This window comes from Gordonia sesuvii (assembly GCF_036350415.1).
Taxonomy (GTDB): Bacteria; Actinomycetota; Actinomycetes; order Mycobacteriales; family Mycobacteriaceae; genus Gordonia; species Gordonia sesuvii.
This window is the reverse complement of sequence record NZ_JAZDUF010000009.1, coordinates 72,075-87,322: the sequence shown is the minus strand read 5'-3', so window position 1 is coordinate 87,322 and position 15,248 is coordinate 72,075. Positions and strand designations below refer to the sequence as shown.

At 66.5% G+C, this 15,248-nt stretch carries 17 protein-coding genes; 12 read left to right on the top strand and 5 right to left on the bottom strand.

The window, feature by feature from the left end:
* The 5 genes from VZC37_RS23015 to VZC37_RS22995 all read left to right on the top strand — a co-directional run bounded on the left by VZC37_RS23015 (window position 1) and on the right by VZC37_RS22995 (window position 3,156).
* Complete coding sequence (locus VZC37_RS23015; RefSeq protein ID WP_330436189.1) at window positions 1–834, top strand: SDR family oxidoreductase; 834 nt, start codon at window positions 1–3, stop codon at window positions 832–834.
* A gap of 47 nt (window positions 835–881) precedes the next feature.
* On the top strand, window positions 882–1,778 hold the full coding sequence (locus tag VZC37_RS23010; protein WP_330436187.1) for an SDR family oxidoreductase: 897 nt from the start codon (window positions 882–884) through the stop codon (window positions 1,776–1,778).
* A 2-nt stretch (window positions 1,779–1,780) separates the two neighbouring features.
* A complete protein-coding gene (locus VZC37_RS23005) occupies window positions 1,781–2,164 on the top strand; it encodes a DUF8021 domain-containing protein (RefSeq protein WP_330436185.1) in 384 nt (127 codons plus the stop codon).
* Window positions 2,165–2,300: 136 nt separating this feature from the next.
* The gene (locus VZC37_RS23000; protein ID WP_330436183.1) at window positions 2,301–2,684 is read left to right on the top strand and encodes a DUF5313 domain-containing protein; all 384 of its coding nucleotides are present in this window, start codon (window positions 2,301–2,303) and stop codon (window positions 2,682–2,684) included.
* A gap of 4 nt (window positions 2,685–2,688) precedes the next feature.
* A complete protein-coding gene (locus VZC37_RS22995) occupies window positions 2,689–3,156 on the top strand; it encodes a MarR family winged helix-turn-helix transcriptional regulator (protein WP_330436181.1) in 468 nt (155 codons plus the stop codon).
* 4 nt (window positions 3,157–3,160) lie between these two features.
* On the opposite strand, the gene VZC37_RS22990 is transcribed toward VZC37_RS22995, so the two are convergent.
* A complete protein-coding gene (locus tag VZC37_RS22990; RefSeq protein WP_330436179.1) occupies window positions 3,161–3,817 on the bottom strand; it encodes a GNAT family N-acetyltransferase in 657 nt (218 codons plus the stop codon).
* A gap of 181 nt (window positions 3,818–3,998) precedes the next feature.
* Between VZC37_RS22990 and fadD8 the strand changes: the two genes are divergently transcribed.
* A complete protein-coding gene (fadD8, locus tag VZC37_RS22985; protein WP_330436178.1) occupies window positions 3,999–5,639 on the top strand; it encodes a fatty-acid--CoA ligase FadD8 in 1,641 nt (546 codons plus the stop codon).
* A gap of 83 nt (window positions 5,640–5,722) precedes the next feature.
* On the opposite strand, the gene VZC37_RS22980 is transcribed toward fadD8, so the two are convergent.
* A complete protein-coding gene (locus VZC37_RS22980; protein ID WP_330436177.1) occupies window positions 5,723–6,964 on the bottom strand; it encodes a cytochrome P450 in 1,242 nt (413 codons plus the stop codon).
* Window positions 6,965–7,132: 168 nt separating this feature from the next.
* Here VZC37_RS22980 and VZC37_RS22975 point away from each other — a divergent pair, with 168 nt between their 5' ends.
* The gene (locus tag VZC37_RS22975; RefSeq protein WP_330436175.1) at window positions 7,133–7,744 is read left to right on the top strand and encodes a TetR/AcrR family transcriptional regulator; all 612 of its coding nucleotides are present in this window, start codon (window positions 7,133–7,135) and stop codon (window positions 7,742–7,744) included.
* 74 nt (window positions 7,745–7,818) lie between these two features.
* Here the strand turns inward: VZC37_RS22975 and VZC37_RS22970 are convergent, their stop codons facing one another.
* On the bottom strand, window positions 7,819–8,307 hold the full coding sequence (locus VZC37_RS22970; protein ID WP_330436173.1) for a nitroreductase family deazaflavin-dependent oxidoreductase: 489 nt from the start codon (window positions 8,305–8,307) through the stop codon (window positions 7,819–7,821).
* A complete protein-coding gene (locus VZC37_RS22965) occupies window positions 8,307–9,470 on the bottom strand; it encodes a steroid 3-ketoacyl-CoA thiolase (RefSeq protein ID WP_330436390.1) in 1,164 nt (387 codons plus the stop codon). The genes VZC37_RS22970 and VZC37_RS22965 overlap by 1 nt, the downstream gene beginning before the upstream one ends.
* Before the next feature lie 277 nt (window positions 9,471–9,747).
* Here VZC37_RS22965 and VZC37_RS22960 point away from each other — a divergent pair, with 277 nt between their 5' ends.
* The 3 genes from VZC37_RS22960 (at window position 9,748) to VZC37_RS22950 (ending at window position 12,158) form a co-directional block, all read left to right on the top strand.
* The gene (locus tag VZC37_RS22960; protein WP_431309476.1) at window positions 9,748–11,037 is read left to right on the top strand and encodes a cytochrome P450; all 1,290 of its coding nucleotides are present in this window, start codon (window positions 9,748–9,750) and stop codon (window positions 11,035–11,037) included.
* Window positions 11,034–11,480, top strand: coding sequence for a nuclear transport factor 2 family protein (locus VZC37_RS22955; RefSeq protein ID WP_330436171.1), 447 nt, complete (start codon window positions 11,034–11,036; stop codon window positions 11,478–11,480). The genes VZC37_RS22960 and VZC37_RS22955 overlap by 4 nt, the downstream gene beginning before the upstream one ends.
* A 126-nt stretch (window positions 11,481–11,606) precedes the next feature.
* Window positions 11,607–12,158 carry a carboxymuconolactone decarboxylase family protein gene (locus VZC37_RS22950; RefSeq protein ID WP_330436169.1) on the top strand — a complete coding sequence of 184 codons (552 nt, stop codon included), beginning with the start codon at window positions 11,607–11,609 and terminating at the stop codon, window positions 12,156–12,158.
* A gap of 33 nt (window positions 12,159–12,191) precedes the next feature.
* Here the strand turns inward: VZC37_RS22950 and VZC37_RS22945 are convergent, their stop codons facing one another.
* A complete protein-coding gene (locus VZC37_RS22945) occupies window positions 12,192–13,523 on the bottom strand; it encodes a site-specific integrase (RefSeq protein WP_330436167.1) in 1,332 nt (443 codons plus the stop codon).
* 241 nt (window positions 13,524–13,764) lie between these two features.
* Here VZC37_RS22945 and VZC37_RS22940 point away from each other — a divergent pair, with 241 nt between their 5' ends.
* Entirely contained in the window at window positions 13,765–14,100 is a 336-nt protein-coding gene (locus VZC37_RS22940; RefSeq protein WP_330436165.1) for a helix-turn-helix domain-containing protein, read from the top strand.
* A gap of 386 nt (window positions 14,101–14,486) precedes the next feature.
* On the top strand, window positions 14,487–15,131 hold the full coding sequence (locus VZC37_RS22935; protein ID WP_330436163.1) for a hypothetical protein: 645 nt from the start codon (window positions 14,487–14,489) through the stop codon (window positions 15,129–15,131).
* The last annotated feature ends 117 nt before the right edge of the window (window positions 15,132–15,248 follow it).

The following is a 15,248-nucleotide window of genomic DNA, read 5'->3' as shown; positions in this document are numbered from 1 at the left end:
ATGAAGGCAGACGGGCAGACCGCAGGTCAGGCCGCCGGCCCGGAGGGCGGCGCCACTCCGGTACCCGGTCGCGGTCTCGACCTCGGGCTGGACAAGAAGGTCGTGCTGGTGACCGGCGGAACCCGTGGTGTGGGCGCGGGCATCGCGCGCGTGCTGGCCGATCTCGGCGCCGTCCCCGTCGCGTGCGGCCGCAACCCGACGGCGGGCTCGGACATCGAGTTCATCGAATGTGACGTCCGAGACGCGGATGCGGTCGAGGCGATGGTGCGCGGCATCGCCGAGTCGCACGGGCGGCTCGACGGCGTGGTCAACAACGCCGGAGGGTCGCCGTTCGCGCTGGCCGCGGACGCGTCCCCGAGGTTCTCGAGCAAGATCGTGGAGCTGAATCTGCTTGCGCCGTTGACCGTTTCGCGCGCCGCCCACGCGGTGATGCGCGACCAGGCCACCGGCGGCGCCATCGTGAACGTGTCGAGTGTGAGCGGTCACCGTCCGTCGCCGGGCACCTCGGCGTACGGCGCGGCCAAGGCCGGCCTCGACAACGCGGTCACCTCGTTGGCCATCGAATGGGCGCCGCACGTGCGTATCAACTCGGTCGTGTGCGGATCGGTCCTCACCGAGCAGGCACATCTGCATTTCGGCGACGACGCGGGGGTGGCCGCCGTGGGCGCGACGATCCCGATGGGGCGGCTGGCGATGCCGGAGGACGTCGGCAACGCGGTGGCGTTCCTGCTCAGTCCACTCGCGGGATACATCACCGGGTCGACGTTGACCGTGCACGGTGGGGGTGAACGCCCGGCCTTTCTGGCCGCCGCCACCGCCGACAACAAGGTGTGAACCGTCGCAGTCAACGCCGACGAGTGAATCGAAGAAGGGGAGAAGTCTTGACTGACAAGCTCAATGAAGGTCGTGTGGCGATCGTGACCGGGGCCGGGCAGGGGATCGGGCGTGCACACGCGCTGGCGTTCGCCGCCGACGGCGCGAAGGTGGTGGTCAACGACTTCGATGCGAACTCGGCGCACGCGGTGGCGGCCGAGATCACCGACGCAGGCGGTGAGGCGCTGGCCATCGTGTCCGACGTCGCGGATTGGGACGCCGGGGCGGCCATGATCAAGACGACGGTCGACACGTTCGGTGGACTCGACATCGTGGTCAACAACGCGGGATTCGTGCGTGACCGGATGCTCGTGGCCATGTCGGAAGACGAGTGGGATGCGGTCATCCGCGTGCACCTCAAGGGACACTTCGTGACCTTGCATCACGCTGCGGCGTACTGGCGTGCCCAGTCGAAGGCGGGCAACCAGCCGACCGCGCGGATCATCAACACCTCCTCGGGCGCCGGACTGTTCGGGTCCGTCGGTCAGGGCAACTACGTCGCCGCCAAGGCCGGGATCACGGCGCTGACCATCCAGGCCGCAGCCGAACTGGGCAACTACGGAGTGACGGCCAACGCGATCGCACCCTCGGCGCGGACCCAGATGACCATGGGTGCCGGCGAGGCGATGGCCGAACAGATGGCCGCCCCCGCCGACGGCTCCTTCGACGCGATGGACCCCGCGAACATCTCGCCGCTGGTGGTGTGGCTCGGTTCGCCGCAGTCGTCGGCGGTCACCGGGCGGGTGTTCGAGGTCGAGGGTGGCAAGGTCACCGTCATCGACGCCTTCCAACGCAGTGCCGAGCAAGACAAGGGATCACGTTGGGCGCCAGCGGAATTGAGCGCCGTTGTCGAAGAGATCCTGGCGAAGTCGCCGGCGCCGGTGCCCGTGTACGGCGCGCGGTAGCCGTGACGCCCGACCTCGACCCCGAGCGGGCCGCGCAACGCGTCGCCGCGGCGCGTGCCTATGTCGACGCCCTGGTCAGCCACGATCCGTCGCATGTGTCTCTTCATCCGGAGTGCACGCGAATCGAGTTGGGACTCAAGACGGGTCGTAACGGACCGCATATCTCGCGTGGCCTACGGCGCGCACCGCAGTTCCGGCTGATCCACCGCATCAGCGAGTTCGACGCCGATGTCGACGGCCACATGGTCTCCACGCGCTACTGGGTCCACGTGCGGCCGAAGGCGCTGGGTCTGGCCGCGCATGTCACTGAGTCCTTCGTGGTCGACGACGAGAACCGGATCCGGGCGATCGTCGCGCGGTTCGGGGTGCCGCGGCGGCGGGGCTGACGGGCGGCGGGTCTCGATACGCTTGCTCGCCCAGGGGCTCGCAGGCTACTCGACCGGCGGAAGGGTGCGGCGGGTCTCGATACGCTTGCTCGACCAGCGGCATTATGTGCACGATTCGATCGTGTACGATCAATTCGTGCAAAAGTCGGTCGCTCGCCCCCGAGGTCTGCAGTACGTGCGTTACGCCTACGGCGCGACGCTGCCCGCGTCGATGACCGAGTGGGTGGCCAACGATCTCGCGGGCCCTCGGGCGGCGCTGAGAATGGTCGTCCGGTGGGCGATCCCGTGTCTGATCCTGATGCTGCCGTTCCTGTTCGTACCCGCCGGCTGGGATGTGCGGATCACGATGGCGCTGCCGATCCCCATCGCGTACGTGTTCTTCACCATCGCGCTGAACCGTGTGTACCGGCGGCATCGTCTGAGTCAGCACGGCCTCGATCCCGACCTCATCGACAAGCGGGAGAGGGAGCGGAACGCAGACCTGTACCAGGAATATCACCGCAAGTATCGCGGACGGTGACGGTATGTCCGACGCGAACATCGCAGACGCAGAGGCCAATCCGCTGCTGCTGGAACGCCAGGTGTGCTTCGCCCTCGCGGTTGCCAACAGGTCGGTTCTGAAGATCTATCGGCGGTTGCTCGAGCCCCTCGGACTCACCCACCCGCAGTATCTGGTCATGCTGGCGCTCTGGGAGGTGTCGCCGCGCGCCGTGAAGGACATCGGTCATGTGCTGCAACTGGATTCGGCGACCCTGTCCCCACTGCTGAAGCGGCTCGAGTCATCCGGCCTCGTCGTTCGCCAACGGCGCGGTGACGACGAACGCAACGTCGACATCGCCCTGACCGGCGACGGTGCAGCGCTGCGAGAGCAAGCGCTGACCATCCCGCCGGCGGTCGTCGATGCGCTCGGCGTCGACCTCGACGTCCTCCAAGAACTCCACGGCGTTCTCACTCGGGTCAACGAGGCCGCCGTCCGAGCCGGCGCAACCTAGTGTCCTAGGCGCTCGGGGCTCGCACCACCATATGGACACCGGGGAACAGGGCGGCCATCTCCGAGCGCGACTTGCGCAGGCACGCCGTCCCATAGCCCTTCTTGCGCTGATCCGGATGGATCCAGATCCGGACGTCGACCTCGCCGCCGGTGAGTTCACCGAAGACGAAACCGACCTTGGTGCCGCCGTCCACGCCGACGAGCCAGACGGCGTCCTCGTTGTCCACGCGCTCGGTGGCCTTGGCGATCTCGTCCGCGATGTCACCGGCCGGGGAGCCCGATCCATCGCCTGCGACCTTGAGTTCCTCTGTGCGCGTCCGGAACAGGTCTGCGTCGGCGCTGGGGTCGAATGGCCGCAGTTCGAGCGAGTCGCCGCTGCTCGCGGGACGCTCGGCGAGGGTGAAGGTCAGGGCGTTGTTGAGGTCGTCGAGTTCCGCCTGGTTCTTGCGGCGCTCGTCCTTGGTGAGTTGATAGAAGGACATCCCCAGGATCGCCTCGGCGCCCAGGGTGGACTTGTCGAGCAGCTTGGCGACGGACTCGACCGCCTCGTCGCGGTTCTCGGCGTCGACGATCGCGTCGAGGACCTCGTGCCGACGCTCGAGGGCGGTCAGGAGTGCGTCGGTGATGTCGCGGCGGGCGGTGGCCAGATCCAGATCGGTCATGGTCACCGATCTTAGTTCAGCACCTGGGGGCGGTGCGCGTAGTCGGGTAGACCCCAATTCCCGAAATGAAACACGTTCTATCTGTTTCGAGTGGTCCGAACTCGGTGATACTGCCACGTCATGAGCTTGATGACGCTGATCTCCTTCCCAATCGCTGTAACACGTCCTAGTCTTGATCACCATGACTGATGCTCAGGAATCGACGACTGATTTCGACCACCTGCGCGGTGGGACCCACCTCGGCGACCTTCTCGTGGCCGCATTGCGTCGACATGCGGATCGCAAGGTGCTGTTCCTCGGTGACACCGAACTCACCGGCCGCGAGATGGCGGACGCTGTCAGCCGGTACCAGCAGGCGTTCGAGGCGATGGGTGCGGGGACTGGTGCGACCGTCGGACTCCTGGCCCTCAATCGCCCGGAGGTGCTGCTGGTGATCGGTGCGGGACAGACCCAGGGCTGGCGCCGCACCGCGCTGCACCCACTCGGGTCGCTGGACGATCATGCCTACGTGCTCTCTGACGCGGGCGTCACCACGCTGGTCATCGATCCGGTGCCGATGTTTGTCGAACGCGCGGCCGCTCTCGTCGATCGGGTCGACAGCCTCAAGCAGGTGCTCACCCTGGGGCCGGTCCCCGAGGAACTGGCCGCCTACGGCCGCGACGTGGTGGCAGAGGCGGAGAACTACTCACCCAGACCGCTTGTGGCCGCAGATCTCCCGCCCGAGCACGTGGTGTCCATCACCTACACCGGCGGCACCACGGGCAAGCCGAAGGGCGTCATCGGTACGGCCCGTGCCATGTCGACGATGACGCAGATCCAGCTCTCCGAGTGGGAATGGCCGGAGAATCCCCGCTTCCTGATGTGCACCCCGCTGTCGCACGCCGGAGCGGCGTTCTTCGTCCCCACGCTCATCAAGGGGGGCACGATGATCGTGATGGCCAAGTTCGATCCCGCCGAGGTGCTTCGGGTGATCGAGGAGCAGCGCATCACGGCGACGATGCTGGTGCCGTCGATGCTCTACGCCCTGATGGATCATCCGGATTCCCGGACGCGCGATCTGTCGTCGCTGGAAACCGTCTATTACGGTGCGTCGCCGATCAATCCGGTGCGCCTCGCCGAGGCCATCGAACGGTTCGGGCCGATCTTCGCGCAGTACTATGGCCAGTCCGAGGCGCCGATGGTGATCAGCTACCTCGGCAAGAACGAACACCCGAAGCCGGGCGACGACCCGCGGCGGCTCAGTAGCTGTGGACGGCCGTCGGCGTTCCTGCGTACCGCGCTCTTGGGGCCCGACGACAAGCCGGTGCCGCAAGGGGAACCCGGTGAGATCTGTGTCGCGGGTCCGTTGCTGGCCGGCGGCTACTGGGGGCTGCCCGAGCAGACCGCGGAGACCTTCCGCGACGGATGGCTGCGCACCGGGGACGTGGCACGGGAAGACGAGGACGGTTTCTGGTACATCGTCGACCGGACCAAGGACATGATCGTCACCGGCGGCTTCAACGTGTTCCCGCGCGAGGTGGAAGACGTTGTCGCCGAGCATCCCTCGGTCGGCCAAGTCGGTGTGATCGGGGTGCCCGATGACAAGTGGGGGGAAGCCGTCACCGCCGTGGTGGTCCTGCGTGGCGACGTCGCATCCGACGACGCCGCGAAGGAACGGATCACCGCCGAGATCCAGCAGTCGGTGAAAGACCGCAAGGGTGCCGTCCAGTCGCCCAAGCAGGTCGTGTTCGCCGATTCGCTACCGCTGACCGCTCTCGGCAAGCCGGACAAGAAGGCTCTGCGTGCGCAGTTCTGGAAGGGGTCGGGCCGCGGGGTGGGCTGATCGGGCCGTTCTGGCCGCACCTACAGCTTCTGGCCGCACTTCCGATTCCACGCCGGAATCTGAAGTGCGGCCAGAGTTTGCACCTATGGGCGGTAGACCACCGGCAGATCTTTCACCCCGTTGAGCCACCCCGATCGGACACGGCGCATGTCACCGACCCGGGTGATGTCGGGTAGTTCGTCGGCGATCGCATTGAAGATCAGGTTCAGTTCGAGCCGAGCGAGATTGGCGCCGATACAGAAGTGTGCACCGCTGCCGCCGAACGCGAGATGCGGATTGGGGTCGCGGGTGATGTCCAACCGGAACGGGTCGGTGAACACGTCCTCGTCGTAGTTGGCCGAGCTGTAGAACAACCCGACGCGTTGCCCTTGTGCGATGTCCTGGTCCCCGATGCGGGTATCGACGAGTGCCGTGCGCTGGAACGCGTGCACCGGAGAGGACCAGCGGAGGATCTCTTCGATCGCGGTGGCCGGGCGCTCGCGCTTGTAGAGGTCCCATTGGTCGGGCCGATCCATGAAGGCGTTCAGGCCGTGGGTGGTCGCGTTGCGCGTGGTCTCGTTGCCGGCGGTGATGAGCAGGATGACGAAGAAGCCGAACTCGGCCTCGGTGAGCGCTTCGCCGTCGATGTCGGCCTGCACCAGCGTGGTGACGATGTCGTCGCGGGGGTTGGCGCGACGATCCTCGGCCATCGAATAGGCATAGCCGAGCAGTTCGGCGTTCGCGGTCGTCGGATCGATGGTCTGGTCGGGATCGTCGCTGTTGATGATCGCGTCGACGAGTTCGTGGATGCGGGCCCGATCCGGGTGCGGGATGCCGATCAGGTCCAGGATCGCCTGTAACGGAAGGTGGATCGCGATGTCGTCGACGAAGTTCCCATTGCCCTTCTCCGCGGCGTCGCGCACGATCTCTCGTGCCGACGTCGTGAGGTTCTCCTCGAGCATCGACACCGCGCGCGGTGTGAAGATGCGCGACACGATCTTGCGAAGCCGGGTGTGTTCGGGCGGATCATGGTTCACCAGTAGAGCTTTGGTGAACTCGATCTGATCTGGCGTGACGTAGTCGGGCAAGCGGATGATCGCACCGTTCGCGTTGGTCGACCACACCTGATTGTTCTTCGAGATCTCCCGGATGTGCGCGTGTTTGGAGATGACCCAGAACCCGCCGTCGGTGAATCCTGACGTGCCGACCGGCTGCGCGTTCCACCAGACCGGCGCGGTCTTGCGTAGCTCGGCGAACTCTGTGATCGGGATTCCCTGCTCGAGGACGTCCGGGTCGGTGAAGTCGAAGCCGGGGCTGACGGACCCCAGGTCGGTCGTTGCGGTCACGGGAACCTCCTGGTCACGACGGCACGATGCGCCACATTGTGGCGGCAGTCACTACACCATACACCAACTCATGATCCGTATGGTCGGCCGAATCGGTGTGGTGCGCGGTGGGCGGCCGATAGGCTGATGCGCCATGACGGGATACGTGTGCGCAGGTGAGTGCTGCTGATGCGAACCCATGGATGGGGAGGACGCGTTCCGGTCAACGATGCGGAGGCGCGATCGCGGATCCTGGCGGCGACGAGAACTGTCATCGACACTCGTGGGGCGGCGACGAGCATCGCCGACGTCGCCCGCGAACTCGGGGTCACCCGCCAAACGGTGTACCGCTACTTCGGAAGCACTGATGAGCTTCTCGCCGCCACTGCCGTCGACGCCGTCGACGCGTTGCTCGAGCGGATGGCCGTGCAGCTGCGGGGAATCGAGGCGCCCGATGTTGCGGTCGTCGAAGGGTTGGTGGCGGTCCTCGAAGAACTGCGTCGCGACGACTATGTGGGGCTGCTGTTGCGTGCCGACCGCGTGAGTGCGCCCATCGTCGGCGAGTTCACCTCGGAGATCGGCCGTGTGTTCGCCCGTTCGATCATCGAGCGGATGGACGTCGACTGGGCCGGGCGTGGGTACTCGGATGCCGGTCTCGAGGTCGTCATCGAAATCGTGTTGCGCACATTGCAATCCATGGTTATCGACCCGGGGGATCCGGAGCGTTCGGTCGATGACGTCCGGGGCTTCATCGATGCCTGGGCCGGTGCAGCGGTGCGGGCGATGGCGGCCGGTGGGTGAGTGGCGACCCTTCGTGACGGTCCTTCGCTAGCGCTCCGGACCTCCTCAGGGGTCAGGGGGTGCGATCCTTCCGATCAACGGGGCTCGCAGATCACCACCGGGATCGTCCGATCGGTCCATGCGGCGTAGGTGTCGAAATCCGCATATGTGGCAACGAGTTCCGGCCACAGTTCCGCATGCTCGGCCTCGGACGCGGTGCGGGCGGTCAGATCGAACGTCTCCTTGCCCACCTGGATCGTGACTTTCGGATCGGCGACCAGGTTCAGGTACCAGGCAGGGTTCTTCGGGAGTCCTCCCTGCGACGCGACGAGGACGAACGTGTCGCCCTTGCGCAGGAAGATCAGTGGCGCGGTGCGCGGTTCACCGGATTTACGGCCGGTGGTGGTGAGCAAGCAGACCGGTACCGGCTTGCCGAACCCCGCGCCGACTCGCCAGTACTTCCCAAGCCGGCCCCCAGTTGCCTTGTACAGCTTGGTGTTGACGCGCGAGCCGATCTTGATCATCTTCGCCACGAGCGGGGAACCGAGCTGATCGGGCCGCTTGGCGGGATCGAGTAGTGGCATCAGATGCGCTCGATGATCGTGCCGGTGGACAGTGCGCCGCCGGCGCACATGGTGATGAGGGCGGTCTGGCCGTCGCTGCGCTCCAGCTCGTGCAGGGCGGTCGTGATGAGTCGGGATCCGGTGCTCCCCACCGGATGTCCGAGGGCGATCGCGCCACCGTTGACGTTCACCTTGTCCATGTCGGCGCCGTGCACCCGCGCCCAGCTGAGCACCACCGACGCGAACGCCTCGTTGATCTCCACGATGTCGATGTCCGACAACGACATCCCGGACTTCGCCAGAACCTTCTCGGTGGACTGCACTGGGCCGTCGAGGTGGTAGTAGGGCTCTGCGCCGACGAGCGCTTGCGCTTTGATTCGGGCGCGCGGGGTGAGCCCGAGCGCCCGGGCCTTCGCCTCGTCCATGATGAGAATCGCGGCGGCACCGTCGGAGATCTGTGACGAGGTGCCGGCGGTGTGGATGCCGCCCTCGAGGACCGGCTTGAGCGCCGACAACGACTCCATGGTCGTGTCCCGGAGCCCCTGGTCGCGGCCGACGTCGAGGATGGTGCCGGTGTACTCGCCCTCCTTGGTCCGCTCGGGCGCCTTGAGGGACAACACTTCCCGGTCGAAGCGACCTTCCGCCCAGGCCTGCTTGGCCAGACGTTGGCTGCGTTCGCCGAGCTCGTCCGTGTCGGTCCGGGTGATTCCGCGACGCTCCGCGATCCGCTCGGCCGCTGCGAACTGATTCGGCATGTCGATGTCCCACGAATCGGCGTGGTAGGGACCGGCTTCGGTGCCCACGTTGGCCCCTAGCGGAACCATGGACATCATCTCTATGCCGCAGGCGATCCCGACGTCGATGGCGTCCGTCGCGATGAGCCCGGCGATGAGGTGATTGGCCTGCTGCGCCGAGCCGCACTGGCAATCGATCGTGGTGGCGCCGGCGGTGTCCGGGAGTCCCGCGGCCAGCCAGGCCTTGCGGGTGATGTTGCCCGCCTGTGCGCCGGCCTGGGTGACGCAGCCGCCGATCACCTGCTCGACGATGGCCGGGTCGATCCCGGCTTTCTCGACGAGCCCCCGCTGCGTCATGCCGAGGAGTTCCTCGGCATGCAGTCCCGACAACCACCCGGCCCGCTTGCCGATCGGCGTCCGCGCCGCCTCCACGATCACCGGCACACCCATGCCCGCCTCCTCATCTGTCGACATCCTTCAGACTCAAACTAGAACAAGTTCCTATTCGAGTCCATCGGCCGCAATCGCGGGGCTGTGGGTCCTCTGTCGACCACGCATCGAGCCGCCACGAGACGATGTCGCAATGTCTGTTGATACTATTTCCGCACCTCGCAGCGTTGCCGGCGACCGAAACTAGAACAAGTTTCAATCTGGGACTGTCATAGGCGTCACAATGTGCTCTAATGAGATTGAAACAGGTTCTAATCTCACAGCGAGGTGGTGTGACGTGACCCAGGCTCAGGGTGCGACGACCGGCGCCGATATCGGGGGCGCTACGGCCGACTGTCAGTTCATGCAGGAGGAGGGCTGGGACTTCACCAGCCCGGACCTGCTCGAGAAGGGCATACCGGTCCACGAGTTCGCGCAGCTGCGCAAGACGGCTCCCGTCTGGTGGAATGCCCAGCTGCCCGGCAAGGGGGGTGGCTTCCATGACGGCGGCTACTGGGTGGTCTCCAAGCACGCCCATATCCGGGAGATCTCGAAGAACAACGACGACTGGTCCACCGCGACCCACGGCGTGATCATGCGCTTCGACGACGAGATGACGCAGGATCAGCTCGACGTCACCAAGGCGCTGCTGATCAACCACGATCCGCCGGATCACACCCGCCTGCGCAAGCTGGTCTCCAAGGCGTTCACCCCACGTGCGGTGCATTCGCTGGAAGAGAAGCTCGACGATGCGGCGCGCACGATCGTGCGCAAGGCCGCGGAGAAGGGCACCGGCGACTTCGTCCACGACGTCGCCGTCGACCTGCCGCTCCTGGCCATCGCGGACCTGCTCGGTGTGCCCGAGGAGGACCGCGGCAAGTTGTTCGACTGGTCGAACAACATGATGAACTACGATGACCCGGAGTACGGCGAGGACCCGCAGATGGCCTCGGCCGAGATCCTCGGCTACGGCTACAACATGGCCGAGGAGCGGCGGAAGAATCCGGTCGACGACATCGTCTCGACGCTGGTGAACGCCGACATGGACGGATTGAGCCTCGACGAGACCGAGTTCGGGTTCTTCTTCATCCTCCTGACGGTCGCCGGCAACGAGACCACCCGAAACGCGATCAGCCATGGAATGAACGCCTTCCTCGAGCACCCCGACCAGTGGGAGCTGTTCAAGAAGGAGCGCCCCGCAACAGCGGTCGACGAGATCGTTCGGTGGGCGACGCCGGTGAACTGTTTCCAGCGATCGGCCAAGCGCGACACTCAGATCGGTGGAGTGGACATCAAGGAAGGCGAGCGCGTCGGCATGTTCTACGGCTCGGCCAACTACGACGAGGACGTCTTCGACGATCCGTTCACCTTCAACATCCTGCGCGACCCGAATCCCCACGTCGGTTTCGGCGGCAACGGAGCGCACTTCTGCGTGGGGGCGAATCTGGCCCGCATGGAGATCAACCTGATGTTCAACGCCCTCGCCGACATGGTTCCCGACATCAGCCGACTGGAGTCCCCGCGACGCCTGCGCCACGGCTGGATCAACGGCGTCAAGGAACTCCAGGTCGACTACGGGACGAAATGACGACCCAGGAGACACCGGCCTACCTGAACATCGATCGGGACAACCATCCCGCCGTGGTGGCGGGTCGCCGGTCGCGTGAGTTCGTCGCGGCACGCGACAAACAGGCGTGGGTGGAGAACTTTGCCGTCGAGGGGTCGGTGGAGGACCCGGTCGGGCCGTCGATGTTCGACCCCGAGGGGACGGGCTTCCACGGCCACGAGCAGATCGCGGAGTTCTGGGACAAGTCGATCGCAACCACGGAGAGCATCGAGTTCGTCTTCGACGACGAGATCATCTGTGGCAACGAGGTCGCCTACGTCGGCAAGATCGTCACCCACATCGCCGGGCACGTCTCAGAGGCCCACGGCGTGTTCACCTATCGAGCCGACGCCGACGGCAAGATGAGTGCGCTACGGGCATTCTGGGAGGTCGAGAAGACGATCAACTCGGTTCGCCCGGCCTGAGAAGTAGATCACGAAACCACCCCGCCTCTTGTCAGACACCTTTGGTCAGTACCAAGGTGAATGACAAGGATCGGGGTGGTTCGTTGTTCGCCCCACGACGACGTTGTCGGCTGCAAAGGTGGAGCGATGCGCGCAATCAATCGAATCCGTGGTTTCGGCAAGGCGTTTCGGTCATCGCAGCGACATCGTGGCGATCTGATCGGATGGCTTGGCCGTCGGCCGCAGATCGGTGCGGCCACCGGCGTCTACGAGACGGCGCTGCTGTTCAGCAATGCGCTCGACCCGAAGCTCAAAGAACTCGCCGAACTGAAGGCGGCCGGTCTGATCAGCTGCGAGTTCTGCCTGGACATCGGCTCCGCGCTCGCCCACGACAGCGGCGTCAGCGAACAGCAGATCCGCGACCTGCCGCGGTACCGCGACAGCGCCGCATACTCGGACCTGGAGAAGCTCGTCATCGGCTACGCCGAAGCCATGACACTCACGCCCGCCGTGGGCGACGACCTCACGCGACTCCGAGAAGAGCTGTCGCGTCATCTTTCTCGACGACAGATCGCCGAGCTCGCGATGACCGTCGCGTGGGAGAACCAACGTGCCCGGCTCAACCAGGCTCTCGGTGTGCGGTCTATGGGCATGTCAGAGGGTGTTTCGTGCGCGGTGCCGGAGGTCCCGACACCCTGAGCGGGCCGAGAGCGGGCCGAGCGGGTCCGCCGGTCAGCTGATCAGGGCCGCCCCGGCCGCCTGCGTCGCCGACGGCAACGCGTGGCCGTACACGCTCAACGTCATCGCCGGGTCGTGGCCCAACCACGCGGCGACCGCGTGTACCTGGTGACCCTCGGACAACAGCACGGTCGCGGCGGTGTGCCTGAGGTCGTGCAGCCGGATCGGTGGCAAACCGGCGGCGGCCGCGTGCGCCTGGAACTGCTCGGTCCACCGGTCCGGCCGGTAGGGGTCGCCGATCTCGTCCACCACGATCAAACCGTCCGCGTCCCACGGGACGCCGAGGGCCAGCCGCTCCTGCTGCTGGGTCGCCTTGAGGGCCGACAGCGCAGCCACGACATCGGGCGGTAGCGCCAGTGTCCGGCGCGATCGGGCGGACTTCGGTGGCGCGAGCACGTCACCCGATCCGCCCAGGCGGGCGCGGCCTTGCCGGATCGTCAACGTGCCAGCGGCCGTGTCGATCGCCGACCACGTGACGCCCATCAGCTCCGACCGCCGCAACCCGAGCATGGACAGCTGCCAGCACGCCGCCAGCCGGTCGGTGGCGACCTGCGCGGCGAACCGGGCAAGCTGCGGGCGATCCCAGTGGCCCATCGTCGGGGCGGTGGAAGTCGGTTTCTCCACGGTCCGTGCGACATTGCGGTCCAGCAGCCCGTCGGCGATCGCGTCATCCAGCGCGCCGATCAACGTGTTGAGCATCATGACCACCGTGTAGGGCTTCACCCCGGCACGCGCGGTGGCGGTCTCGGCGGCCAGCACGTACCGGCCCCGCTCGGGCCGGTCGAGGTGGCCCGAGTCGACCAGCGCGCGCAACGCATCCGCACCTCGGACCCCGTGGGAGGCCTTCACCTGGCCGTAGCGGACGCCCGCCGGTCCGGCCGCCCGGACGCATTCCAGCACGGTCGCTGCGAGTTCCGACAGCGGCGGCCGGGTGGACGCGCGGCCCTCGGTCAGCCTCCACGTCACCAGGTCATCGAGATGTCGCCGGGTCAGCTTCTGCAACTCCACGTGACCGAGCCGGGCGATGACCGGGCTCAGGCTGGAGCGGTAGCCGCTGAGCGTCACGGCCCGAATCCCTCGGCGGCCGTCCAACCAGCTGGTCAGGAACTCGCCCACGGTGACCCGCCGCCGCACCACGTGCCGCCCGTCGGCGACCTCGGTGCTGATCCGCCGGTAGGCCGCTCTCGCCTCAGCCAGGGTGCGGTGGGTGGACCGCTGTCGCACGCGGCGGCCGGTCGCCTCATCAACGCCGACATCGACGCGGATCGAGTAGGTGACCACGCCGGTAGCGCTGACGTTCCGGGTGATGGGTTCTCGGCGGCTCATGGGGTGTCCTTTCGTAGACGGTCCGGGCCGGTCCCGGACAGTGGACGGGAACCATAGCCGAGCGCGTGGCTTGCGGCGCGGGCGGTGTGTGGTTCGGGTCAGGGACGCAGCGGCCCTGTGCGGTAACGGCTTTCGGTGGTGTTCGGGCAGGTAGGCGGTGGTGTGAATTGAGTTTGCACTGTTGCAGGGTATTGAGATCCGTTGCTGCTCAACGGGTCTCGAAAAGTCAGACTAGCCGAGTTTGGCCGGATACGGTACTGTCGAACTCGGTCACGCCGATCCGGGCGTGGACCGCCGTACCCGGCAGGATTGCGCCCGCCCCACGGTTGAGCAGGACACCACCGAAGGGGGCACCGCTGTGTCCGCACTACCCACCCTGAAAGTCGCCCAGGCCGCGCTGAAACGTGGCACCACGGTGAGCGTGCCGGAAGCCGCACGGCTTCTGGGTATCTCCCGCGACGCTTGTTACGAGATGGCGAAGTCCGGTGAGCTGCCAGCGATTAGGATCGGACCCCGACGAATCCGAATCCCCGCGCGGCCGCTCGCGGACCTGCTGGAGAACGGGGACCGCCGATGACCGAGAAGGATGACCGACCGCGCGTGCTCATCGCCGATGTCGTCGGCGACCGCAACGTTGTCGTCGGCGGCGACCACATGAGCATCGCGGGCGCGACCACGATGCGCAGCGAGTAGTACTCCATCCCGGCCCGGGCACGGCCCGCTGATACCACCGGCGCGGTCGGGTCCGGTTGTCGCCCAGCCTGTTTCGAGTCAAGCACACCGGTTGGCGGGAGCGGTGGGTCCCGGTCACCCCGAGGTCCGACCGCTGTGCTGGACCACCTCAGGCACCGGCCTCCTGATCCGCCAATCCCGGTGCCGCCCTTACCGGTTCGTTAGGCGGTCGGTGCCGCCGTCGGTAGAATCGATCAACCCACCACCCGACTACTAGAGAAGGACACCACCATGATGGATGATGATTCATTGCCACCCTGGCTGCGCCCGCCGGAGGAGCTTTGGGCCGAGTCGCCCACGGGCTCCACGTATTTCGCCACGCTGGACGACTTCGAGAGGCGGGTCCGATCGGCTCTGGCGCGGGACGGGCTGAGTCCTCACCACGAGGTGTTCGGCAAACTCGACACGCCCGCTCCCGGCGATTACGACCACTGGCCGTGGTCCCACCGGTGGTACGTCACGGTGCTGGACGTGGAAGCCCGCGTCATCGCGGTGTTCGTGGAGGACTTCGGGGGCGGGGTGCTGCGCCTGCCCGAAGCCCGGTGGCCTGTTGGGGTGATCGCGGCGGTCGCCGATGACCTGATGACCCCGGAGTCGATGGCGGACACGCCCGGGACGACGATGACCGAGTCGGCCTTCACCCGGCTCGCGCAGCAGGCGTGGTCCGCCGCCCGTCCCGATACCGACACCACGGTGAGTGAGCCGGTGCCGGTTCCGATAGAACGTGCGGGGGTCGTGCCGTATTGGTTGTGGGCCTGCCTGGTTCACGACTCCGGCCGCCTGATGGCGATCGTGGAGGACGGCGCGGGCGGCGTGTTGATCATGCCCGCCCGGGAGGTCGCGGACCGGCACCCGTACCGGGGTCCCACGGAGTGACCGACGATTCCTGATGCCCGCCAGCAGGTTTCGGGCCGGGGTCCGAGGGATCGCCCTCGGGCTCCGGCCCGTGATCGTGCTGAGCCGCAACAGAAAACGTGGTTCGTGTGCGTTGAA